The organism is Nitrospirae bacterium YQR-1 (genome assembly GCA_039908095.1).
In the GTDB taxonomy this organism is placed as follows: Bacteria; Nitrospirota; Thermodesulfovibrionia; order Thermodesulfovibrionales; family Magnetobacteriaceae; genus Magnetomonas.
In genome coordinates, this window is the sequence record JAMOBJ010000013.1 from 37,471 (window position 1) to 61,052 (window position 23,582).

The window sequence follows — 23,582 nt, forward strand, 5'->3', positions numbered from 1 at the left end:
CATCTTTGCAGATATATTCCTTAACCATATATATAACAAGGTAGAAATACAGTCCGGTTTCTACCTTGTGCCTTCGCTTCATAAAGTGCCAGATCAGCGGTTTCTACCAGTGTGCCCGAATTTATCGTTATTGGAGCTTTTACAGTTGAAACTCCCGCACTCATGGTAATATGCTCTGCAGCCACTGAGAATTCGTGTGTGATTTTAAGATTCCTCACAACATCAAGCAGCCTGTTTGCTACCGTTATTCCCCCATCTGAATCGGTATCGGGAAGTACACAGACAAACTCCTCTCCCCCGTAGCGGGCAACAAGGTCCAAAGTCCGCGGCATGGCATTTTTTAATGCGCAGGCAACTGTTTTCAGACATTCATCCCCAGTGCCGTGTCCATAGTTGTCGTTGTAGAGCTTAAAATAATCTATATCCATGAGTATCAGGGACAATGGAGTCTTCCTCCTTCCTATACTATTCCAGTGAAATTCAAAAAACTCTTCAAATCTCCTGCGGTTTGGGATGCCGGTCAGGCTGTCCTCCCAGGCCATTGCTTCACATAGGTCACGGCTGAGCTTTAATTCGATATGTGTGCGTACTCTTGCACGAACAATCGGCGGCTTGAAAGGCTTTGTTATATAATCCACTGCTCCTATCTCAAATCCGGCAGTCTCATTCTCCATCTCGCCTAACGCTGTTATGAAAATAACAGGAATACCTCTGGTATCTATATTTTTCTTAATCCTGCGGCATACCTCGTAGCCATCCATCTCCGGCATTAGTATGTCCAAAAGAATTAAATCTATATCATCGTCAATTGGATTCAAACGCTTTAACGCCTGCTCTCCGTTTTTAGCTACCACTGTTCGATACTCTCCGTTTAGCAGATTAACAAGGACGTCAATATTACTCTTTTCATCATCCACTATAAGAATTGTCGGACGTTTTTGCTCTGTCATTTCATACCTCCCTATATGCTTACATTTAATGACTTCGCAAACCTTACCATGGTTTCAAGTGCTTTATCATAATCATAATCTTCAATCTGTTTCCCAATAATTATCAAATCCCCGATTTCAGGATAATCTCTCAGCATTGTTTTTAATTTATCAAGTTCTACTGAGGATTCAGAATCTCCGCTTTCAAGCAATAAAGCCAGTTGGCGGATCGAACCTGTAAGTTTCTCATCTACCTTTATCCTTATCATTGGTTTTTCATTGTCAAGCTTATTTGCAACATGTTGATGCCCTGTGTCACAAAGCTTTGACAATTCCCCTAGTACACCATCCAGAGCTCCCTGAAATACATTTATCAGAGGCTCCAAAGCTGCCATATCATTTCCGTCTTTCAGTGCCCTCTCAAGCTTTTGTGAGGCTGGATATAGCTCCATTGCCCCTATTGTGCCGGATACGCCCGTCATAGTGTGCACCAACCTGTAAACAGTATCAAGTTCACCTTTTGCCAACTCATCTCTAAGTGTTGCCATAAAGTCCTTATACTTATCCCTAAAACCGCCTAACATTTTAACATAAAGGCCGGCATTGCCGCCAACTCTTCTTAATCCTGTATCTACATTTATTGCACAAAAACCGACAGGTAGTTTTACAACCTGACGGCTGCCACCTGAATTCTTTGCAGAAAATTGTCTGTCTTTTTGAAAATCTCTTTGTTTTATCCAATGTGTAAGAATTTTATATAGCATAGCAGGCTCAATAGGCTTACCGAGATGGTCATTCATTCCGGCTGCGATACATCTCTCTCTGTCCCCTGAAAGCACATTTGCAGTCATGGCTATAATCGGCAAATCTTTAAACTCCTGCCGTATAATTGCCGTTGCCTCAAAACCATCCATTACGGCCATCTGAATATCCATAAGCACTGCATCATAGCCGTCTTTCATAACGGCATCCACTGCTTCCTGTCCGTTTACGGCAGTGTCAACCACAAAGTCTTTCATCTCAAGCAGTTCCATTGCCACCTGCCTGTTTATCTCATTATCCTCTACCAGAAGAATCCGTGCTCCTGATAGTTTTTCAATGCCCTCGACCTCAGTTTCTATCATGTGGGGCATAACGGCCCTCCTGGCTGCATCCTCACCAAAGACCGATAAGATGGTATCAAACATAATAGAAAGACTCACCGGTTTAATAAGAAACGAGTCAACATGTGTTGTTTTAGTGGCACTAATAACTTCTTCCCTGCCGTAAGCTGTGACCATAATAATTTTAGGCACTTTACTTTGAGGAAGCAGTCTGTTGATTTCCTCTATAGTCTCTATGCCGTCCATCCCTGGCATCTTCCAGTCAATAAACACCAAATCGTAGGGATTGTCAACGGAGCGCGTCAACTCATCCAGTGCCTCTTTACCGGAGGCAACCGGTGTTACTTTAAATGAAAACGACTCAAGAGCCTGCTGAAGAATTTCACGTGAGGCTGCGTTATCATCGGTAAGCAGGACCCTGAGTCCCACGTATTTGTCCTGCGGAAGACGGAAGCGACGGCGTTCGGAGTTTTGCCGGGCAAAGTTGGCGGTAAAGTGGAAAGTTGAACCACTACCCTGAATACTGTCCACCCAAATCTTGCCGTGCATCATCTCTACCAGCCGCTTGCATATAGTTAACCCAAGGCCGGTGCCGCCATATTTTCGGGTTGTAGAAGTATCAGCCTGAGTAAACGGTTGGAACAGGTTGTCTATTTGTTTCCGGGTTAAACCAATACCGGTATCCTTTACCGAAAAATGGAGACATACATTGTCATCAGTTAACATATCAGCCTCAATGTTAATAATAACCTCACCCTTTGATGTGAATTTAACGGCATTGTTAGCAAGATTTATCAGTATTTGGCCCAGACGCAGCGAATCTCCGACTAATGAAAGCGGAACATTTTTTGCAACAAAAAAACAAAATTCCAGTTTCTTTTCATCTGCCTTAAGTGTAATCAGATTAGATACATTGTGCAGCACCTCATCTAAGTGAAAAGCGCTGTATTCCATTTCGAGTTTGCCTGCCTCAATTTTTGAAAAATCAAGGATGTCATTTATTATCCCCAGTAACGATACGGCTGCAGATTGTATTTTTGATAGATAGTCTTTTTGCTTATCATCGAGACGGGTCTTCTGAAGTAGGTATGTCATACCAATAACTGCGTTCATAGGGGTACGAATCTCGTGGCTCATGTTAGCCAGGAAGTCACTCTTTGCCTTATTTGCGCTAAGGGCAGCCTCTTTGGCAATCTCAAGCTGTTCTGTCTGGTAACGCAGCAACACTTCCCTTGAAACCACTGTGCTTATGTCCTGAATACGGATTACGCACATAAAAGCCCTGTCTTTTTGACGTATGCCGCTTATATAGATAACCTGACACATACGTTCACTTTCACACGGGTCGGAGGCGGGTTGAAACAATGGAAACGGCCTGTTGGTCAGCCTGTGAGACAATGTGGTCGGTAGTCCGCGGGAAAGAGCACTCTCTATACCCTGTATAACTCTTGAATCAAGCAGCTCAGGAAACACTTCTGTAAGAACCTTTCCTGTTACATCCGGTTTCATGATACGGGAGGTTTTTTCCATCCAGCGGTTCCAAAAAACTATACGCATCTCGGAATCCAGAATTACGATTCCATCCTGGCCCTTGTCTAATACCGAAAGCAAAAAGTCTGATTCAAACTCAATCATAGATTAATCTGTACCTTTATCGTTAAACCTTTGAAAGCTAAAGCCCTGCTATAATCTGTTGAATTTCTTTCTTTAATGTTTTCATAGCATCTTGTGAAAAAAGCAGCAAGACGTATCCTCTGAGGGAATTATGCTTTTGTTCGTCCTCTGCTGTTTTAAAGTCCATCATAAGAAAAAACGCCTGTTCTCTATTCTCTGTAACGCCGCCTTGCTGCGAGGATGTTAACTTATGAGAGGACATGTCTAAGAGAGCCTCACAGTCAGCCTTGAGAAATTCCGCCGCCTCAAATTCGAAATCAATACTCATCATCTGTGTAAAGCTGGAGAGAAAGGCATTCAATATAACGTTACCCACATCTAACAGAGTCTCCTGTTCAAGCTCGGTGAGTGTCTCAAGTGGAACGTCATCTCCAAGTAAGGTTCTGACAAGCTCAAGGCTCTTACCGCCGGGAAAAATCAACAACGCCGTCCCGTAAAGGTCACCAAGAAAATTCTGCCTTACAGCAACAAGCTTTCCCTCATCTTTATGATTAACCAAATCTACAGCTTCAGTGTGGCTAACCACAGCCAGTTGAGGTAATGACAGTAATATTTCTTTTTTGACCATCCGGCTTAATGAATCAGCAGCCATTCCAAGCCCCATGTTGAAAAACTCCTTGAGAGCGTCTTGTTCCAGTTCGCTTAATTCCATGAGTTATTTCCCCCCTTCCAGTGCGCCTATTACCCTTATAATATCGTCTTTGGATACGGGTTTTTTAATAAATCCGATTCCCATCGCTTCAGCCCTCTGCCTCATGGTTTCCTGAATGTTGGCTGTCACTAAGTGAACGTTTAAACCAGGGACTAGTTCCATTAACTTTGCAGCCAGCTCAATTCCGTTCATCCCGGGCATATTGAAATCTATCAGGGCTATGGATATAGAGTGGTTCTTAACATGGTTAAGGCCGTCCTGACCATTACCGGCCTCTAATATAACCCAGTCCGGGAATGATTGAGATACCACATTTTTTATCATCATACGTGCCAGAGAGCTGTCATCCACGATTAAGATAGTTTTCTGCGCCATAATTATCTCCCTTGTTAATTTATTTATTTTTAAATTTTTTCATGCTGATATTGAAATTTTCTGATTTCAGCAATATTAAGCAGAAACGACACTGTGCCCTCAGGCATAAGAGCGGTTCCTGAGATGATGGATATATGAGAAAACATACGTGCTAAGGGCTTTACAACCAAATTTACTGTTTCTTCTATCCCGTCAACTTCCAGGCCGAAGTCACCCTCATCGCTGTGTAATATTACCACGTGGCATTGTTCTTTTAGAAGCAGCTCGCTGATATTATCGTTGTTTGCATCACATTCACTGAGAACCTGCTTTAGTCTTATAAGAGGCAGTAAACGCTCCCGTGAGCGAACCATCAGAGAGTGCATTTTTTTTTCAACATTTCCCTTCACCTCATCACCGTAAAAAGAGAGTAATTCAACAATGCCTGATTGTGGAACTGCAAAGTGCTCCCCTGACGTTGAAACCAGCAAAACAGGGACAATAGCCATAGTCTGGGGTATGCGTATGGAAAAGCAGGTTCCCTTATCTGTGGTGCTTGAGACTGAAAGTGTTCCACCCGCTTTTTCCACAGTTTTTTTCACCACATCCATGCCAATGCCACGGCCTGATATCTTGCTGACTGTTTCTGTGGTGGAAAACCCGGACTCCATGATAAGATTAAAGGCTGTTGTATCGTCTATGGTTTGAGCCTGCTGAGGTGTAATAAGACCAGCCTCTGCCGCCTTTAATTTGACACGGTTTAAGTCAATCCCTGCGCCGTCATCGGCGATTTCCATGTAAATATAGCCTTGTCTTTGTTCAGAGGACAGCTCGACTTTACCCAAGGCGGATTTCCCTTTGGCAAGTCTTACATCAGGGGGTTCTATTCCGTGATCTATGGCATTTCGGATCATATGTCCCAAGATGCTCTTAAGCGACATAAGTACTGTGCGGTCAATTTCGGTATCCTCTCCCTTCATGCTCAGATAAACTTTCTTGCCGGATTCCACGGCAAGCTCTCTCACCAGCCGATGATATGTTTCCCACACACGCCCAACCGGTTGAAGGCGGTATTTCAGTACCTCATCCTGCATTTGCTGTAGTTGTTGCTCCATACCATCGAGCATTTGTTGGTAATCCTTGCGATTTTGAGTAAGGCAGTACCTCAGTTGATTAAACGTGACAACCAGAGTTCCGATTATATTCATCAGGGTATCTAAACGTGTAATCGGCAGGTGTATAGTCTCAAGACTTATTGATGACTCTTCTGTGTTGTATTTGGCCGTCGTGCCGGTGCTGACGGCATCCGGAGGTTTTGGTTTATCGTCAAAGTCAAACTCTGATAAATCAAGAGTATTGGAAGTGTGTAAATTCTGAGTTGAAGTTACCGTCGTTTGAATATGTTGTAGTTTATCAATCAGAATACTAAAATCAATATTACCCTCTTCTCCATTTTTTTCAATAGCTTTAAGAACACTGTAAACACGGTCAACCACTTCAAGCAGAGCTGAACCGATTTGGCGATTTATGGTGAGTGTTCCATCCCGTAAAATATCCAGAACGTTTTCTGCACAGTGGGCTAACTCCTCAAGTCTGCTGAAGCCAAGCATCCGGCAATTACCTTTTACCGTATGCATATGGCGGAAAACGTCCTCTATCAACCCTTTCCCGCTTTCAGGATTAGCCTCCAGCTCCAGAAGACCCCGTTCAATGTGTCCTATTGACTCAGTGCTTTCCAGTAAAAACTCTTGTATTAATCTTTCCCAGGTTTCTTTGTCAAACATTATGCTATTACAATTTTATTTGCTTTTTTTTATACACCATTTGACTAACAGCGCATCCTCATAGATTAAGCTATTTATATTAGCATGTTTAGAATAAAAAGTCTATGGGACAGGAAAACCCGAAATCCGATATAGAGGAGAGAAAAACGAGTAAAGATGTTGAAATTAAAGGAGATAATAGGAATTAATACCAAGCTGCATTCAATTGTCTAACTTCGTTGGTTTCGTTAAAAGCTCCGGGGTGTACTAAAGCGTTGCTTTCCTCCTTGCCGTCTCGTTACTCTTTTGACTGCAACCTGGTATCAGTGTCCCGGGCGTAAGGGTAGGGGGAGGCGTTTCAAAATTGACAAAACCTGTTAAAATATGATTACCTATACTAAGAAGTTGCAGTGTCATGATAATACCAAGTTGCATTCATTCGATTAACTTTGTTGGCTTTGTCGAAAGCTCCTTGACGTACGAGCATAGTACGCCTGTGTCGCTTTCTCCTTGCCGCCTCGTTACTCTTTTGACTGCAACTTGGTATAAGTTTGGCAGTATCGATTTATGGAGGCTCATTTATAGTCAAAACGGTGGCAGGCAACAAATAAAGACAATACAGTTTTAACAAAGGGGGGATTTCTGGGTGGAAACAAATATACCGGAAGAAAATAACCAGTTTTTAACATTTAAGTTAGGTGACGAGGTTTTTGCCATTAACATAATGAAGGTGAAAGAAGTGCTTGAGTTTGATACCATTACCAAGGTGCCCAGGACACCGGGTTTTATGCGGGGTGTGATTAATCTCAGGGGAAGCGTTGTGCCTGTGATAGACTTACGGCTTAAGTTTTCTATGTCAGAAACTCAGAAGACTGTAAATACGTGTATTATAATTGTAGAGGTCTCAATAGAGGGGCAATCCACTGCTCTTGGTGCCCTTGCCGACGCTGTCGATGAGGTTGTTGGAATGGACTCTGCTAATATAGAAGAACCCCCCAAAATTGGTACTACCCTTAGTGGAGACTTTATTGCGGGTATGGGTAGAAAGGACGATTCTTTTGTGATGATACTCGACATTGATAAGGTGTTTTCTCTTGAGGAATTGTCCTTATTGAAAGTGGCTTAATCACAGGGGTTGATAAGGCTAAACAGAGAAATTCACAAGTGCCCCTTTTTTTGTGGTGTTAGTGAAGTCCATGGAAGCACTCTGATATGAATTGAGGGCTTTCTTATGTTCCGTGGTAAACAGTAAATTTGATGAGGGCGGCATTGTCTCTGCACTCTGAGTACCGCTAAAGAGAGTTTTCAGACTGCTTACAGACTGCTTTAAAGGATTTTCTTCATCTTCCTTAACAGAACCGCCGGAGTTATCTTTCTCATTTTTTTTATCTTCCTGCTGCTCTTGCTGCGCTTGCAACATGGACTTGCTGAGTTGGTCCAGCAGGTTAAGCTTTGGTGGAGTATAAATGGAAGCAGGTGAGATGTTTTCGTTTATTGCGGAGGCAATTGCCTGCCCAGTAGGCAAAGATGAAGTAGCGTTTTGCCCACCTTGCTCCCTCTTGCCGCCACCTAAGACACTGACGGTGTTTTTAAAGCTGCTAATATTATATAAGCTTATATCCATAATATTAGACTTCCCCTTTAGCTATAATACTACACATATAGTATAACATACTACAGATTGCAAGTCAATAATTTTTTTATTTTTTTATCAGCATCCTATCACATGAGACCGGAGATTTTTTTTTAGAAAGAAACTCTTGTAAAACCTTTTTTTACTCTTTACTAATTTTTATATATATGGTACACTGATTTAAGTGTCTGTATGATGTAACCAAAAACCATGGAGGCTTTTTAATGGACAGTTCTGTTCAATGCAAAGGAAAGAAAGTTAATGTTGTGAAATTTGCAAGTATAATACTTTTAGCGGCTGTGATTTTCATATATTCGATAATGTTGTTTACGGGGAGTTTCGGCAGGGTTGAAACCAAGGTTCCACAAAAAAGTACCGATCCAAAGGAAATAGAAACCGCCGAGAATGTATTGAATGATATTTTCATAAAAAACAGTTATTTATTTGTGAAGGACTACAGCGAGGAAGAGGGATACCTTGTGGTAAGAGTTGATGGAATCATTTGGAAAAAAAGCGCACTTAACAAAAGAAAAGATTTTATAAAAACTATAGCCCATGCCAAAGAAACTCTTGGTGTTAGTCCTAAAATAAAGATAAAGGACTCCAAAAACAACACAGAGTACGCCTCTTTTGAAAACAACAGGATATCCTTAGCCGACTTCAGCTTGTAAAAGTTAGCAATTCCAATTTATTTGTCTAACTTTGTTGGCTTAGTCACAAGCTCCGTGGCGTCTCCCCTGAAGCAACCGTGACGTCAAGTAAAATTTAAAAAAAAGGTTCTTTCACGTTTTGAGTGGGTAAAGACCCTTTTTTTGCTTAACCTCTCCGCTGATCTCTTACTTCTTATTATCTTCTTTAATTTTAACTCCTCTACTCGTTTTGCTTACATCTATGTCGGTTTTCCGGATGACCATAATTGTCTTTTTTTAACTATGCTATTCATTATAATAAGCAATTTATGCATACAGGCGACTATCCCGACTTTAGATTGTTTACCAGCTTTAAGAAGTCTTTCATAACCCGATGTTGCCTCCATTACCACTGTTACTTCGCCTATCTTTTTTATCCGGCTTACCAAATCAGTTAAACCCTCTTCATCATTTGAAACTACAAAATGCCTACCATTAGAACCCACTGTTACATCCAAATTACGTTTACTAATGGCATACCAAGTAGCAGTCAAAAGAGTTTGGACTTTCAATTGAGGATATTTATAGAATTCGACAAGGGGAGGCTAAGCCAATACTTGAGGAATTTCATAAATGGTTGATTAAAGTGGCCAACATAACACCTTCGAAGGGCTTATTGGGTAAGGATATAGGATATACACTGAACCAATGGGACAGACTTGTACGATATATAGAGGATGGGCGATTAAGGCCCGACAACAATTTGATAGAGAATGCCATCAGACCTTTTGTGCTGGGACGTAAGAATTGGCTGTTCTCCGGGCACCCTCGTGGAGCGGCAGGCCAGTGCTGCCTTATACAGCCTGATAGAAACCGCAAAGACAAATAAACTTGAACCTTATAAATATTTAACCTACATCTTTGAACATCTGCCTTATGCTAAAGATGAAAATGATTACAGAGCCCTGCTCCCACAATATATAGACCGAAAACTGTTTACATAAAAAATCACGGGTGGGGTTAACTTGACGCTTACAATTGACACTGAATGCCATAGGGTTAGTCAGGAGTGTGAAATTCGGGTGGTTAAGAGGGGTAAGTTGATAGATGTGTTTATTAAAACGAAGAGGAAGGTGGTAGAGGGTCATTGGTGGTATAGGGAGTGATGGAGTGTGTAGGTTGTGGATGTAATAGATATTCTCCTGAAATTAATGTTTAACAGTTTTTATAAAATTTTCGGGGGTTAAGGCATCTACGAGATTTCCTGCCACGTTAATAAATTCTTTATCTCTTGAAATTAAAGTAATTGGTTTCAATCCCAAGGCAACAGATAGATGTATTGCATCAAAAGGATCAAGCGGACGGGCTGATTGGAGAGAATTTGACTTAAGCAGAGTTATTTCATCAGGTATAATAACATCAAAAATGCCTGTTATTTTTGAAATATCCTCTTCTATTTGATAATCATGATATGATTTTTTTCTACGAAGTAAATATCGGATTTCAAGAAGTGTTGTAAGGGAGATGAATCCTAAAATGCTTCTATCTTCAATAAGACGTACTATCTCAAACGGCGCTTTCCACAGTTCTTTACCAGATACGGTTTCAGTCTCTTCAATAAGCCAATTAATCACAGCATCCGTATCAAGTAAAACCTTAGAAAACTCCACTTCTCAACCTTTTACTTTATCAAATGACGAATGTCGAAGTTCTCTAATAAATTCAGACGATGTTTTTCCTGCAGGGATAATACCCTTATATTTCCCTAAAAGTTCTTCTGAAGTTTTTCTGCCGGTTTCCTGCTGCCCCTGTAACACTTTAATAGAATCAATTGCCTCTTTTAATGTAGATGGCATTTTGACGACCTCCTTAATGTACTGAGTGCCGTAACTGTAATCATTATTGATACTATATAATATCAAAATAGCCACCAAAATGCAAATGCAGGTCCCGAAATCCGATATAGAAAAACCTGTATCCCGTTAAAAGGGATTTTTGAGGAGAAATTTCAGATTACAGCAGACTATCCATTTTTTTCCACTACAAAAAGTTTATTTTTTCATCAACAATACTAAAATCAATATGGATTTTCATCATTTTATATATTTTTGAACATAACTCTCCCTGTATTTTCTTTTTTCCATCTTATCAGGTTGTCCACTAATTCGGGGGAAGTTCACTCTCTATTGAAACATACAAGGGGAATCTCTTGTGAGGGAGGCGTCGCCAGTTCCTTGCCGCCTGCTTCTACTTTTGAACTATAATTTGGAATAACACAAAGCCGCAATGAATCACTGTTTCTTTAAGATGCCCGGCAAAGACTCTTTTATGGTGCTTAAAATGTGGTCATAGTTACCGATGGTCATCTTAGTCTTAGTCAAAAAGTGAGTGCTGTTTTCTATCAGTCTTATTGCAGCACTGTCGAGGTGCTCGGTCATATTCTCCTTAAAAACCTCTGCGGTATCACCTAGTTTGTCCTTCAATTCCTTTGCGGCTGTCTTAGGAGTTGTTATTATAGTTATTGCCGCCCCCATAAAACTACCCAAAAAAACTGATGCAAACACTATTGCACTGGCTAATTTCTGTTTAGGATTTATCATATCTATAACCTTATCCGTTCTTCCCTGTTAGTTTTTTTAATGTGATTCATACAGCCCATTAAGTATAATATAGAACAAATATATCTTTTGTCAATCACTATAAAAAAAAAGAAAATAGTTAAACCTTGACAAGAATTTCTATTATCATTTACTATGTTAGTAACTAAATTTGATTTTTTCATAGAGACATAAAGTACTGAAAACGGCCTGCAAAAGTACTGAAAAATGGCTTGCAAAGGAAAGATTTAATGGGCAGCGTAAGAGAGACTGATTTTACAGATTTGAAATTACTGAGAAGGGGTAAGGTGAGAGATATCTACGAGATAGACCAATATCTCTTATTTATCGCAACAGATAGGATATCTGCTTTTGATGTTGTCCTTCCCGATTGCATACCGTCAAAGGGGCAGGTGCTGACTGCTGTCTCTGTTTTCTGGTTTTCATTTTTAAAGGATATTGTAGGAAATCACCTTCAAAGTGCTGATATATCGGAATTTCCTGATGGTTGCCATAAATATGCCGGGAGTTTAAAGGGTAGGGCGCTGCTTGTAAAAAAGGCAGTCACAACACCGGTTGAGTGTATAGTGAGGGGGTATATTTCCGGCTCGGCTTGGAGTGAGTATAAAAAAAGCGGGAAGGTTTGCGGGATTAATCTGCCTGCCGGTCTGAAGGAATCGGATAAACTCCATGAACCTATTTTTACACCCAGCACTAAGGCTGAAAGCGGCCACGATATTAACATAACATTTGAAGAGGCCTCAGAAATTGCCGGTGCCGGCCATATGGCAAAGCTTAAAGAATTTAGTTTAAAGATTTACAAAAAGGCCTCCGAGTATGCCTTGTCAAAGGGGATTATCATTGCAGATACCAAGTTTGAGTTTGGGCTCTGTGACGGAGAGATTATTTTGATAGATGAGGTACTTACACCGGACTCATCAAGGTTTTGGCCAAAGGAAAAATACGTTCCAGGAAAAGCTCAGGAGAGTTTTGATAAACAAATCGTGAGAGATTATCTGCTTACACTAAACTGGAATAAGACTTATCCGGGGCCGGTGCTTCCGGCTGAGGTAATTGAGAAGACCTCTCAAAAATATAAAGAAATACTTAATATTTTAACGGGAAACTGATGGATAATCAATTAAAAATGGTCTGCGGGTGGTGCAAGAAAATCAGGGCGGACGATACTTCATGGCAGACAATAGAAGAGTACTTTGCCATTAAAGGCATGGGGGAGACGACCCATGGAATGTGCCCTGACTGTTCTGAAAAGATATTTGAAAAAAGAGTGTATCTCGAAAGTTATCAAAACATATGCAAAGTGATAAGTTCAAGTATTTCTTTAGATGAAACGCTCAATCTGATAGTAACCAGTATTGTGAAAGTTATGAATGTGAAGGCAAGTCTGCTCAGGCTTGTAAATAAAAAGTCCGGCACTCTTGATGTGGCGGCATACTATGGTTTGAGTCAGGAGTATGTCAATAAAGGGTCGGTTGAAATTGATAAAAGCATAGAGGACGCCCTTTCCGGTAAGCAAGTTTCCGTGTATGATATAACATTTGATGAGGATTCCAAATACTATAAAGAGGCTAAAAAAGAGGGGATAAGCAGTATTTTATCAATTCCCCTAAGATTTAAAGACGAGATAATTGGAGTGCTCAGGATGTACACGGCTGAGCCCCGTGATTATGCCGAGGAGGACAGAAAGTTCCTGCTTGCAATAGCCGAACAGGCTGCAATAGTTATAATGAATGCAAAAGAATATGAAACTTTGGTTACTCGTGAAAAGGAATATTTAAGACTGTTTCGGGAGATTTCAAAAGCGGTAAGCTCCTCGCTAAAACTTGAGGAGGTTCTCAAAAGCATAGTAAAAAAGATAGCCGATGCATTCAGGGTGAAGGCTGTTACAATAAAGCTTGTAGATGAGATGACAAAAAAGTTCACAGTTGTGGCCTCATGCGGGCTGAAGGATAGTTTTTTTGCTAACGCCCCCCTGAAGGATATGAACATTTCTCAGGCACTTCGGTACCTCTATCTCGAAAACCCGGCCATCCCGTTTCCACATGAAAAAGATATAAGAATTATGCAGGAGCTTAATCTGTCACCGGTTGCAATTTACGATGCCACTACAGACAGCCGTGTCCTCAATAAAAAGAACATTATAGAAGAGGGTATAAAGAGTATATTAACCGTACCTATTCAGGTAAGAAAAAAATTAATCGGGATACTTAGTATCTACACTGGATGGTATAAAAACTTCACACAGGAGGAAACGGACTTTTCCGCTTTTTTAGCCGAACAGTGCGGGATAGCAATAGAAAATGCAAGAATGTATGAAAAGAAATACAGAGAGGTGACATACTTAAAAACTCTTCAGGAAATAACAAAGCTTATGAGTAAGCACAAGGACCTTGGTGAGATTTTAAATTTAATCGTGAAAAAACTTCCTGAAGTAATGAATACAAAGGCCGCCACTATAAGACTGATAGACCCTGAAACGAATAAGCTCAAACTTATGGCATCCTCCGGACTAAGCAGCCAGTACCTTGACCGTGGTGATGTCGAGGTAGAGGAAAACATAAAAGCGGCTCTTAAAGGTGAACCGGTAGCCATCTACGACATAAGTAAAGACCCGAGGGTGATGTACCACAGGGAGGCAAAGGAAGAAGGCATAAAGAGCCTTTTAGCTGTCCCCCTGATGTCATACAATAATACAACAATCGGAGTGTTACGGCTTCTAACCACACAACACAGAGACTTTACAAAAGATGAGATAGACTTTGCCATGGCTCTTTGTGAAGAGGTCTCCATAGCGTTGGAAAATTCATTATTGTTAAAACAGGTTTCCAAATCAAAATAACACCACACTTTTTAAGACGTACCGTACTTTATCTGAAAATGATAAAGTTTTCCCATTCTGTCTTTGCGCTGCCATTTGCCTTTACATCCGGGATTTTGGCTGGTGGTGGCATACCGGGGGCAAGGGAAATTCTCTGGATAACGGTAGCCATGGTTAGTGCGCGCTCTGCTGCTATGGGACTAAACAGGATAGCCGACAGAAAAATTGATGCACTCAATCCCCGCACTCAAAACAGGGAGATACCTTCCGGGGCAGTTAAAACAGCAGAGGCCTCTGTGTTTACCGCAGTTTTTTCAGCACTGTTTGTGGTGTCGGCGTACATGTTAAATCCCTTGTGTCTTAAGCTCTCACCTCTTGTCTTAGCTGTTTTGTTTTTTTATTCTTATACTAAACGCTTCACGTGGAGTTCACATTTGTTTCTTGGTGTTGCAATATCCGGAGCACCCCTTGGAGCATGGATTGCCATAAGAGGCGATATTTCCATATCTATAATTCCGCTTGTTTTGGCAGTGGTGTTTTGGCTTGCCGGTTTTGATATTCTTTATGCCCTTCAGGATGTCGACTTTGATAGAAGACACGGCCTTTACTCTATACCACGTAGATTCGGGGTCAAAAGAGCTATAACCATATCGAGGTTTTTTCATCTGCTGACGTTTGTATTTCTTGCTGTAACCGGGGCCATCTTTAAGATGGGATTTCTTTACTTTATCGGAATAACCGTGGTTGCAGCGCTTTTAATATATGAACATTCGTTGGTTAAACCTGATGACCTCAGTAAACTCAATATGGCTTTTTTTAATATCAACGGCTATATAAGCGTCACTGTTTTTGTATTTGTTCTTATTGAAAACACTTTATTTAAAGCATAGATGGAGCAGGAACTTAAAGTAAAACTTCCTGTTTTTGAAGGCCCCCTTGACTTGTTGCTTTCTCTGATTCAAAAAAACAAGATAGACATTTACGACATTCCTATTGCCTTTATAACAAGACAATACTTGGACTACCTGGAGGCATGGAAAGAGCTCAACGTTGACATAGCAAGTGAATTTATCGTAATGGCTGCAACCCTGATACACATAAAGTCACGGATGCTTCTGCCTGTGCAGCAGCAGGATGAACTTGACGATGAGGATGACCCCCGTCTTGAACTTGTTGAAAAACTTCTTGCATACCAGTCATTTAAAGAGGTCGCCTTAGCACTTAAAGAAAAAGAGGCTTTCGGGGAAACTTATTTTTTCAGGGAACCCCAGTGGGTTGAGGAGGTGGATAAGGGAAGTGTTGAGCAAACACTGTTTAACGTTGACCTGTATGTGCTTTTGAAGGCGTTTTCCTCTCTGATAGATAAAAAACCCTCTATGGATAGGCGTATTACCAGAGAGAGCTTGACCTTAAAGGACAAAATTGCTATCATTATGGAGAGGCTTGAAATAGGAGGTGAGATAATATTTAATGATCTCTTTAAAGAAACAGAGGACAGGGTGAATATGATTGTATCGTTTCTGGCACTGCTTGAAATCCTCAGACTGGGGCTTGCTTTTGTTTCTCAGGAGCAAGACTTTGGTGAAATTAAGATTATACGACGCAAATGAGACTATATAAGAAATGATAATACTCAACAGTAGTACTACGGAGGTGGTTGGTTTGATTAGAGCTTTGCTAAAAGTAACGGTTTTACCGGCGGCACTGTCTGCCATGTTGTGTTGCTGTGCAACATCAATGAATGCTTCCGATAACAAGGACAGACGAGTGGTTTCACACTATAAGATGGGCATGTCCAAGATAAATGAGCAGGACTTTCAGGGCGCTCAGATTGAGTTTAAAAAAGCTCTTGAGACAGACCCCGACGACAAGGAATCACTCAATGCCCTTGGCCTTACCTGTCTGCATTTTCAGGATATGCAAGGTGCGATTGAGGCTTTTAAAAAAGCAATAAAATCAGATTCCAATTACTCTGAAGCCCACAATAACCTGGGCATAACCTATGCAAGAATGGGGCAGTGGGAAGATTCCATAAAATATTTTAAAAAGGCACTTGAAAACCAATTCTATGAAAAACCTGACAGAGCTTACAATAATCTCGGATATTCGTACTACCGCACAGGAAAGATGCGTGAGGCTCTTGGTGCATTTAATGAATCTTTAAAGAGAAATATGAAAAGCAGCAGCTCCTACATGGGTATAGCTCTGGTGCTGAACTCTATGGGACGCTACGGGGAGGCCTCTGAAAATCTCATAAAAGCCATAAAAATAGATCAACTTTTAAAGGGGGATCTTGCTAAGGCTCGTGAGGAGTTTGAAAAAAGAAAACGCACCATAGCTGAGCCCGAAAGACATGACTACATTGATTTTCTTGAAATATTAAACTATTAGGAACACATATGAAAAAAGATAAATTGACAGCCTATATTCATACATGGGGATGTCAGATGAATGTTCACGATTCGGAAAAAATAAAAGGTATTTTGAAAGGGGAGGGCTACGACATTTCAGATACCCCCGATGGAGCCTCTTTAGTGGTTCTGAACACTTGCAGCATCAGAGAGAAGGCGGAACAGAAATTCCTCAGTCATCTTGGTAAATTAAGCATACAGAAAAAAAAACAACCGGAATTAAAAATCGCCGTCTCCGGCTGCATTGCCCAGCAACAGGGAAAGAAACTTCTTAAGTCACACCCCTCAGTGGATTTCTCCTTTGGCCCTCAAAATATATTCAACCTTAAGGAGTTTCTTTATGATGAAAAACGGACGGCTTTTACTCAGGAGAAAGACGAAAACACTGACATATATCAAATGCAGCTGCCAACCCACAGAGATAACGACTTACGTGCATGGGTCAACATTATGTATGGTTGCAACAACTACTGTAGTTACTGTGTTGTGCCTTACACAAGGGGCAGGGAGCGCTCAAGGCCATATGGCCATATCATTTCAGAGGTGAAGGAGCTGGCCCGGCGTGGTTATAAAGAAATCACGCTGCTTGGGCAAAACGTTAACTCATATAACGGCAATTGCACCTTTGCAGAGCTTTTAACTATGATAAGTGAAATTGAAGGCATATTTAGAATCCGTTTTATCACCTCTCACCCCAAGGACTTAAACGAGGAGCTTGCCGTTACAATGGGGAAAACTCAAAAAATCTGTAATCACATTCACCTTCCTCTTCAATCCGGCTCAACCGGTGTGCTTTCACTTATGAACAGAAATTATACATATGAACAGTATTATAATAAGATACAGCTACTGCGCAAACATGTCCCTGACATTGCCATTACAACCGACCTAATTGCCGGATTTCCGGGCGAGACCGACAATGATCATAAAGAGACTGTCAGGGCACTTAAGGAAATTGAATTTGACGGTATTTTTGCATTTAAATATTCCCCACGGCCGGATACAAGGGCTGCAACTATGGAAAACCAGCTCGATGATTCTGTAAAATCTCAAAGACTTGCCGAGATTCTTTCAATAGCAGATGAAATTACGGAAAGGAAGAACAAAACTCTTCAGGGTAAGCGCATCGAGGTGTTGGTTGAGGGTAAGAGTGAAACCAATGCAGAAAGATGGTTTGGAAGGGCAGCCTCAAATAAAATAGTGAATTTCTCTCCTGATGAAAACACTAAAAGGGGAATGGCCGTTATAGTGCGGATAACGGAGGGCTTTAAACATTCACTTGACGGTGAGCTCGTTGTATAATGAAATTTTCAATAATCACTTTAGGTTGTAAGGCAAATCAATCAGAGACGGCAACAATAGAGAGGGCTTTTCTTGAGAATTTCCACACACCTGTTGGATTAGAACAAAACCCCGATATTTGTATCATAAATACTTGCACAGTCACTGCAAAGAGCGATTATGAGTCAAGACAGTTAATCAGGCGGGCGCTGAGGTCATCCGGCAGGGTTTTTGTGACAGGGTGTTATTCAGAGACCGGTGAGAGTGAAATACGACAGCTTGGTTCTAATATTGAAATTATAAAAAATGAGGACAAAACAGATTTCTTTAAAATGAAGTTGGCAACCCATGGCGTTATGGAAAACACAGAGAGACCCACAGTATCGGCAACAACATTCAGAAGCCGTGCCTTTATAAAAATTCAGGACGGTTGTAACTGCAAATGTTCTTACTGCGTAATTACCAGGGCACGCGGAGCGTCAAGGAGCAGAGGCGTGTGGGATATAGTGCAGGAGGCTGCACAATGGGAGCGAGACGGTTTTAATGAGGCAGTGCTCACAGGAGTACATATCGGACATTACGGGCTGGATTTAAAACCTCCGAAAGTAACACTTTCAACATTAATTGAAAATATTCTTTGTAACACCGGCGGAATTCGGCTCAGGATAGGCTCTGTAGAGGCCAATGAGATTGATGAGGGTTTATTTGAACTCCTTAAAGATGAACGGGTTTGTAAGCATATTCACATACCAGTTCAGAGCGGTGATAATGAGATACTTAAATTGATGAACAGGCCTCATAATACAGAGCAGTTCAGGGAAATCACAACAAGGTTAAGGCGTGAAATTGAAAACATCTCAATTGGCACAGATGTCATTGTGGGATTTCCGGGCGAGACTGATGTGCATTTTGAAAACACATACAAATTTCTTTCAATGCTACCGTTAACGTATCTGCACGTGTTTCCATATTCAAAGAGAAAAAACACTGAAGCCTTTAATATGTCTAACCACATTACAGGAAGGATAAAAAAAGAAAGAGCATCTAAACTACGGACGTTGTCCGATAATTTTAAGAATTCGTATATGAAAAACCAGCAAGGACGGATACTCAAAGCAATTGTGGAAAGAAGTGACGGAGCTCTCAGACAGGTGACAACTGACAACTATCTTAAAGTAACATTGCAGGAAGCGTGTAACATCCCGATAACAGAGAAATCCCTTATAAGTCTTATAGTTACAGCCTACAATGGCGGCTCACTGACAGGCAATCCTATAAATACATTCTAACTTCTTATTAAATAAAGAATAAAATTTTGCCTAATATTTGTACAATTTCGGTAAACCAACATGGCAACGGCAATCTCAGGGGGTTTTATGGCAAATACAAACAATTTATTAACAGAAGATGTTTAGAAATAATGTCCGATAAGTAATATTATGTAAAACAATATGTTCGGGATAGGTATCATTTATTTTCATTGGCAGTTCTTTGAGAAGTTTTTTCACTGACGGATTATAGGCAATCTCAGGGATGTTTTGTTAATAAATTGTTTAAGTCTTTGAAATATTAGAATAAAACCGGTGTATAAAATATTAATAACCTGTAAAATTAACTGACATATTGTTAAAAGAAAAAAACATTTGCAAGGAGTGGCTGTTAAGTGTTATTATTCATATAATTGCGGGCGTAACTCAGTGGTAGAGTGAAAGCTTCCCAAGCTTTTGGCCGCGGGTTCGAATCCCGTCGCCCGCTTTAATGTTTTTCTTTATTTTGGATAAAAATTACGAAACTCTTGTAAGTTTAATAGGATGGTCTACCGAGAAGGCTGATTTATCAAGTTCCTCACGAAATATCTGGCGCACTCTGCCTTCAAAGACTTCAAACTTAGCGTCAACTTTTTTATCAAATTTCTTTTCAAAAGCCTCAAACTTAGCATCAACTTTTTTATCAAAGGTTTCAAACTTGTCATCAACCTTCTTTTCAAAAGCCTCAAACTTAGCATCAACTTTTTTATCAAAGGCTTCAAACCTGTCATCAACCTTCTTTTCAAAAGCCTCAAACTTAGCATCAACCTTCTTATCGATTGCTTCTATTAATTGCGGTATAACCTGTCCCAATGCCTCAAGAACGACTTCTTTTATCTCTTCTCTGTTTTCCATGTCTTTAGACTATCATATAGAGAAAAAAAAGTCAACTCTCTTGACAACACCTGCGCTTACATGCTATCATTAAAACCAAATCTTAATTCCAATCCACAATAAACAATTACAATCTCTTTAGCAGCCTCATCCCCAAGATTAGCCTTTTTCAGCCGTTCGTATATCTTTAATGTGTCTATTGCTGTTGCCATGTTCTTAATATATCATAAAAACAAAAAAATTCAAGGGGCTTACGTAAGGTTGAGCCGTTAACGTAAGCGCTTAACCCCCTACCCTGCTAAAGCCGCCTTCTTTCTTAAGTCTGTACTTTTCTTAATTAGCTCGTTACCTCTTTTGGTTATTTCGTCAGAGCGTAAGCGTAATTGGTCAATAGTCCTTCTTTTTTCCTCTGAACCCATGGCCGCACTATTATAGACCCTGTCAACTACCTTGTTGATATTTCCTAATGTCTCGTTAAATCTGCTTAAACTCAGCATCACAGGATATTCCTGCGCTATCTCTCCGGCCTCTTTAGTTTTGCCTTTTTTTCTAAGTTCTCTGTATGTGGAACGTGCAGATTCAATCTCCTTATATGATTCCTATAAATTATTAACATGTTCACTGCCGGAATTTGGGAGAGCCTGACGGTAAAGAGATATTTTTAGAGAGGATTTTGGTAAACTAAAAGATATTCTGAAGGATATTAAAGGTAAGTTTATGTTGCCAATAAATGATGTGGAGGAGAGACAACGTTGCGCGGTAGTTTTAAACTCAAAGGCAAGGCCATAACATTTGTGTTTTGGTTTTTTATTATTCTGTCGCTGGCAATAAGACTTGTTAATATAAACTCGCCCCTTTTTGACACCATTCATGCCTTCAGACAAACCCAGACCGCCATAACCATACAGACATTTGTCAGGGATGGAATTAAAGTTTTTAACTATGAAACCCCACTGTTTGGCCCCCCGTGGAAGGTGCCTTTTGAGTTTCCGGTTTTTCAAATCACTGCCGCCGTGTTGGCTAAGTCAGGTATCGGCAATATTGACACCGCTGGCAGAGTTACCAATATTTTCTTTTTTTATATTTCGGCATTGTTCTTATATCTGATTTTAAAAATTATTTTTAAAGAACATCTGCCACCAGTTTTTATTCTCTTTTATTACCTTTTTAATCCCTTTACAATCATCTGGAGCCGCACATGTATGATTGACTATTGCTCCGTTGCATTTTCCCTCGGGTTTTTAGTGTTTTTTATCAAATGGCTCGAAAATAAAAAAACTCTTTTTTCTTTAAATTTTTACATATCAATAGTCATGGGAATCTTTGCGTATTTAACCAAAATCACCACTGTGTTAGCCTTCATTCCTGTGATGATTGGTTTCTCAGCATATTATGTTGTTGATAAACATATAGATAAAGGCTCCACCCTGCTGCCGGATGAACTCTCTGTAAAAACCGGAAAACTCATTGCTCTGCTATGTATTGTTTTTATAATTCCACTTGTTTTCGGTTACGGCTGGGTACTCTACACAGATTATGTAAAAAACGCTTCACCTTTTACTGTATGGCTAACCTCAAAAAATCTCACAGAGTGGAACTACGGCACTATCAGGCAAAGGCTTGAAACCGGCAACTGGTTAAAAGTCATAAAATCCTTACACAGCATAGTACCTGGATTTTTTATATTCTTTTTACCAATCGGTGTTTGGTACGCTCTGAGGGATAACAAAAAAATTGCACTGTTTTTTTTCTTCAGCTTCTTTGGGATTGTCTTTGAGATTTCCGTCTTTTTTAATCTCTTCACAATTCACGACTATTATCTGATGGCTGTAAGCCCGCTTGTGTCTGTAATCATTGGGTTTTCAGTTTATGCTTTTTTCTGTAAGTTAGTGCATAGAAAGAGGATTGTCCTTATTGCCTCCATTGTTATTATCACACTGACAACGCTTCCTGATGTGTTAGCCCGCCTGACATTTCCACTTGTTCAAAACATATACCCGCCTAAAATAACCCTTCCTGATTTCATAAAAACCGTAACCGCTGACAACGAATACGTAGTAATTGCCGATTTTGATTGGAATCCGAGGATTTTATACTATGCAGAACGAAAGGGTTTTATGTTGAGAGATAAGTACACACCGGAGATGGGAGAGCTTTTTAAAAAGCATAATTTCACAACGATTTTAACTAGAACCTCCTACCCTGAGCTTATGTCAAACTGGAGATACAGTGTGGAGATTGAATCAAAAGCTTTTAATTTGATGCGCTTTCACGTTTTTAAAGTAACTGACAGCCTTGAGACATTAAACAAGTGGAAACATCAGTACGGGTTTCTTAACATACATTAGATGTTGCTCAGTTCTTAAAGCATTAATTCCAATTCTAATTCATTTGTCTAACTTTGTTGACTTCGTCACAAGCTCCTTGACGTAAGCTCCCTTAAAAGGGGAATCCCCTGTAAGGGGAGGTCACTTGTTCCCAGCCGCCTGCGTTTACTTTTGAATTAGAATTGGAATAACATGTTTTTTCTATAATTTTTAGACAATGTTGTATAGTTTTTTTGGTAAGTCTGTTCGTTTCATTGATTATTAATAAATAAATATTTTAAAATGCTTCTGAGTTAATAAAAACCAGTGGGCGGATATGATGAACAATAAAGAAATACAAAACATCCTTATGAATGAGTTAAGGCTCATGCACTATCCTGTAGCAGTAAAATTTTTTTTTAATGATTTAGAGCTTGAGGATTTCAAGGATAATGTTTCTTACCATATACCGGTTCATCCGATAACATTTTGTCAGTTTGAAATCGGATCGAGAATGAAAGGGCAAACTGTCCTGGGGACAAAGGAAACTCTGGGCTGTGCAAATGCTCGCTATATATTTGGTTGGAAATCTTTAGATGATGCTGAAATTAAAACCCATCTGAAATACACCAAAGATATGCAGCAGGCGGAAAGATTTATAAAAACAAAACCACGTTTACCGGAAGGACAACTTAAGGCTTTTGCCGTTTCACCACTGGCGGAGTCTTACTTTAAGCCTGATGTCGTTCATTTCTATTGCGACAACATGCAAGCATATCACCTTGTTGTTGACTATATGGCGGCTATGGACGTTCATCCACTCAGACCGTCTCTGACAATGAACTCATCAGCTTGCGGAGGCTCTGTGTTTTCTTATAATGAAAACACGTTAAATATGCTGACAGCGTGCAGCGGCAGCTATAACTCAGGAAAAACCGAACGAGGTGAAATAAATGTCATGATTCCCGGCGGCCACATAGAGCACACTACTCAGAGGCTCTTAGACAGAAAGAATCTCTGTGGCAGCTCATCCGTTACAAGACCGGGGGATCTGTTCCCCGGTGCCGATGTCTGTAAAAACTGTCCACTTATTATATGTGTTAAATCTAATACCAAGTTGCAGTCAGAAGTAAACACAGGCGGCAAGGAGAAAGCGACGCCTCCCCTCATAGGGGATTCCCCTGGGGAGACGCCCCGGAGCTTTTGACAAAGCCAACGAAGTTAGACGATTGAATGCAACTTGGTATAAGGATAAAAAAGGATAACGGCG

The 23,582-nt window shown here is 40.4% G+C and carries 23 protein-coding genes, 1 tRNA gene and 1 pseudogene; 13 read left to right on the forward strand and 12 right to left on the reverse strand.

Annotated features, from left to right (window positions below; genetic code table 11):
• Positions 1-20: 20 nt before the first annotated feature.
• The 5 genes from H7844_08140 to H7844_08160 are packed head-to-tail and all read right to left on the reverse strand — an operon-like array spanning position 21 to position 6,496.
• On the reverse strand, positions 21-950 hold the full coding sequence (locus H7844_08140; protein MEO5357253.1) for a diguanylate cyclase: 930 nt from the start codon (positions 948-950) through the stop codon (positions 21-23).
• A gap of 11 nt (positions 951-961) precedes the next feature.
• Entirely contained in the window at positions 962-3,667 is a 2,706-nt protein-coding gene (locus tag H7844_08145; protein MEO5357254.1) for a response regulator, read from the reverse strand.
• 37 nt (positions 3,668-3,704) lie between these two features.
• A complete protein-coding gene (locus H7844_08150) occupies positions 3,705-4,358 on the reverse strand; it encodes a chemotaxis protein CheC (protein MEO5357255.1) in 654 nt (217 codons plus the stop codon).
• Between the two features lie 3 nt (positions 4,359-4,361).
• On the reverse strand, positions 4,362-4,733 hold the full coding sequence (locus H7844_08155) for a response regulator (protein MEO5357256.1): 372 nt from the start codon (positions 4,731-4,733) through the stop codon (positions 4,362-4,364).
• A gap of 29 nt (positions 4,734-4,762) precedes the next feature.
• Positions 4,763-6,496, reverse strand: a complete 1,734-nt coding sequence (locus tag H7844_08160; GenBank protein MEO5357257.1) for an ATP-binding protein — start codon at positions 6,494-6,496, stop codon at positions 4,763-4,765.
• Between the two features lie 625 nt (positions 6,497-7,121).
• Here H7844_08160 and H7844_08165 point away from each other — a divergent pair.
• Complete coding sequence (locus tag H7844_08165; GenBank protein MEO5357258.1) at positions 7,122-7,601, forward strand: chemotaxis protein CheW; 480 nt, start codon at positions 7,122-7,124, stop codon at positions 7,599-7,601.
• A gap of 18 nt (positions 7,602-7,619) precedes the next feature.
• Here H7844_08165 and H7844_08170 read toward each other — a convergent pair whose 3' ends face one another.
• Complete coding sequence (locus H7844_08170) at positions 7,620-8,099, reverse strand: hypothetical protein (GenBank protein ID MEO5357259.1); 480 nt, start codon at positions 8,097-8,099, stop codon at positions 7,620-7,622.
• A 233-nt stretch (positions 8,100-8,332) separates the two neighbouring features.
• Between H7844_08170 and H7844_08175 the strand changes: the two genes are divergently transcribed.
• Positions 8,333-8,779, forward strand: coding sequence for a hypothetical protein (locus H7844_08175; GenBank protein MEO5357260.1), 447 nt, complete (start codon positions 8,333-8,335; stop codon positions 8,777-8,779).
• 218 nt (positions 8,780-8,997) lie between these two features.
• Here H7844_08175 and H7844_08180 read toward each other — a convergent pair whose 3' ends face one another.
• Positions 8,998-9,243 (reverse strand): hypothetical protein, encoded by a 246-nt coding sequence (locus H7844_08180; protein ID MEO5357261.1) that lies wholly within the window; start codon positions 9,241-9,243, stop codon positions 8,998-9,000.
• 86 nt (positions 9,244-9,329) lie between these two features.
• Between H7844_08180 and H7844_08185 the strand changes: the two are divergent.
• A pseudogene (locus H7844_08185) lies at positions 9,330-9,741 on the forward strand (transposase).
• A 204-nt stretch (positions 9,742-9,945) separates the two neighbouring features.
• Here H7844_08185 and H7844_08190 read toward each other — a convergent pair.
• The 3 genes from H7844_08190 to H7844_08200 all read right to left on the reverse strand — a co-directional run bounded on the left by H7844_08190 (position 9,946) and on the right by H7844_08200 (position 11,337).
• Positions 9,946-10,407 (reverse strand): type II toxin-antitoxin system VapC family toxin, encoded by a 462-nt coding sequence (locus H7844_08190; protein MEO5357262.1) that lies wholly within the window; start codon positions 10,405-10,407, stop codon positions 9,946-9,948.
• Positions 10,408-10,410: 3 nt separating this feature from the next.
• Positions 10,411-10,593 carry a hypothetical protein gene (locus H7844_08195; GenBank protein ID MEO5357263.1) on the reverse strand — a complete coding sequence of 61 codons (183 nt, stop codon included), beginning with the start codon at positions 10,591-10,593 and terminating at the stop codon, positions 10,411-10,413.
• Between the two features lie 435 nt (positions 10,594-11,028).
• Positions 11,029-11,337: a YtxH domain-containing protein gene (locus tag H7844_08200; GenBank protein ID MEO5357264.1), complete on the reverse strand. Its 309-nt coding sequence runs from the start codon at positions 11,335-11,337 to the stop codon at positions 11,029-11,031.
• 248 nt (positions 11,338-11,585) lie between these two features.
• On the opposite strand from H7844_08200, the gene H7844_08205 reads away from it, so the two are divergent.
• From H7844_08205 to H7844_08240, 8 genes are all read left to right on the forward strand, one after another.
• The gene (locus H7844_08205; protein MEO5357265.1) at positions 11,586-12,464 is read left to right on the forward strand and encodes a phosphoribosylaminoimidazolesuccinocarboxamide synthase; all 879 of its coding nucleotides are present in this window, start codon (positions 11,586-11,588) and stop codon (positions 12,462-12,464) included.
• Positions 12,464-14,194: a GAF domain-containing protein gene (locus H7844_08210; protein MEO5357266.1), complete on the forward strand. Its 1,731-nt coding sequence runs from the start codon at positions 12,464-12,466 to the stop codon at positions 14,192-14,194. The genes H7844_08205 and H7844_08210 overlap by 1 nt, the downstream gene beginning before the upstream one ends.
• Before the next feature lie 38 nt (positions 14,195-14,232).
• The gene (gene ubiA / locus H7844_08215) at positions 14,233-15,063 is read left to right on the forward strand and encodes a putative 4-hydroxybenzoate polyprenyltransferase (protein MEO5357267.1); all 831 of its coding nucleotides are present in this window, start codon (positions 14,233-14,235) and stop codon (positions 15,061-15,063) included.
• Positions 15,064-15,783: a segregation/condensation protein A gene (locus H7844_08220; GenBank protein ID MEO5357268.1), complete on the forward strand. Its 720-nt coding sequence runs from the start codon at positions 15,064-15,066 to the stop codon at positions 15,781-15,783.
• 52 nt (positions 15,784-15,835) lie between these two features.
• A complete protein-coding gene (locus tag H7844_08225; GenBank protein MEO5357269.1) occupies positions 15,836-16,564 on the forward strand; it encodes a tetratricopeptide repeat protein in 729 nt (242 codons plus the stop codon).
• Positions 16,565-16,572: 8 nt separating this feature from the next.
• Complete coding sequence (gene miaB, locus H7844_08230; protein ID MEO5357270.1) at positions 16,573-17,886, forward strand: tRNA (N6-isopentenyl adenosine(37)-C2)-methylthiotransferase MiaB; 1,314 nt, start codon at positions 16,573-16,575, stop codon at positions 17,884-17,886.
• On the forward strand, positions 17,886-19,154 hold the full coding sequence (gene mtaB, locus H7844_08235) for a tRNA (N(6)-L-threonylcarbamoyladenosine(37)-C(2))-methylthiotransferase MtaB (GenBank protein MEO5357271.1): 1,269 nt from the start codon (positions 17,886-17,888) through the stop codon (positions 19,152-19,154). Before miaB ends, mtaB begins: the two co-directional genes overlap by 1 nt.
• 394 nt (positions 19,155-19,548) lie before the next feature.
• A tRNA-Gly gene (locus H7844_08240) sits at positions 19,549-19,620 on the forward strand.
• Between the two features lie 29 nt (positions 19,621-19,649).
• On the opposite strand, the gene H7844_08245 is transcribed toward H7844_08240, so the two are convergent.
• Entirely contained in the window at positions 19,650-20,027 is a 378-nt protein-coding gene (locus H7844_08245) for a hypothetical protein (GenBank protein MEO5357272.1), read from the reverse strand.
• 269 nt (positions 20,028-20,296) lie between these two features.
• Positions 20,297-20,503: a hypothetical protein gene (locus tag H7844_08250; GenBank protein MEO5357273.1), complete on the reverse strand. Its 207-nt coding sequence runs from the start codon at positions 20,501-20,503 to the stop codon at positions 20,297-20,299.
• Between the two features lie 255 nt (positions 20,504-20,758).
• Here H7844_08250 and H7844_08255 point away from each other — a divergent pair, with 255 nt between their 5' ends.
• Together H7844_08255 and H7844_08260 are read left to right on the forward strand one after the other, a co-directional pair.
• Positions 20,759-22,354 carry a hypothetical protein gene (locus tag H7844_08255; GenBank protein ID MEO5357274.1) on the forward strand — a complete coding sequence of 532 codons (1,596 nt, stop codon included), beginning with the start codon at positions 20,759-20,761 and terminating at the stop codon, positions 22,352-22,354.
• 298 nt (positions 22,355-22,652) lie between these two features.
• The gene (locus H7844_08260; GenBank protein MEO5357275.1) at positions 22,653-23,519 is read left to right on the forward strand and encodes a DUF169 domain-containing protein; all 867 of its coding nucleotides are present in this window, start codon (positions 22,653-22,655) and stop codon (positions 23,517-23,519) included.
• Positions 23,520-23,582 lie beyond the last annotated feature (63 nt).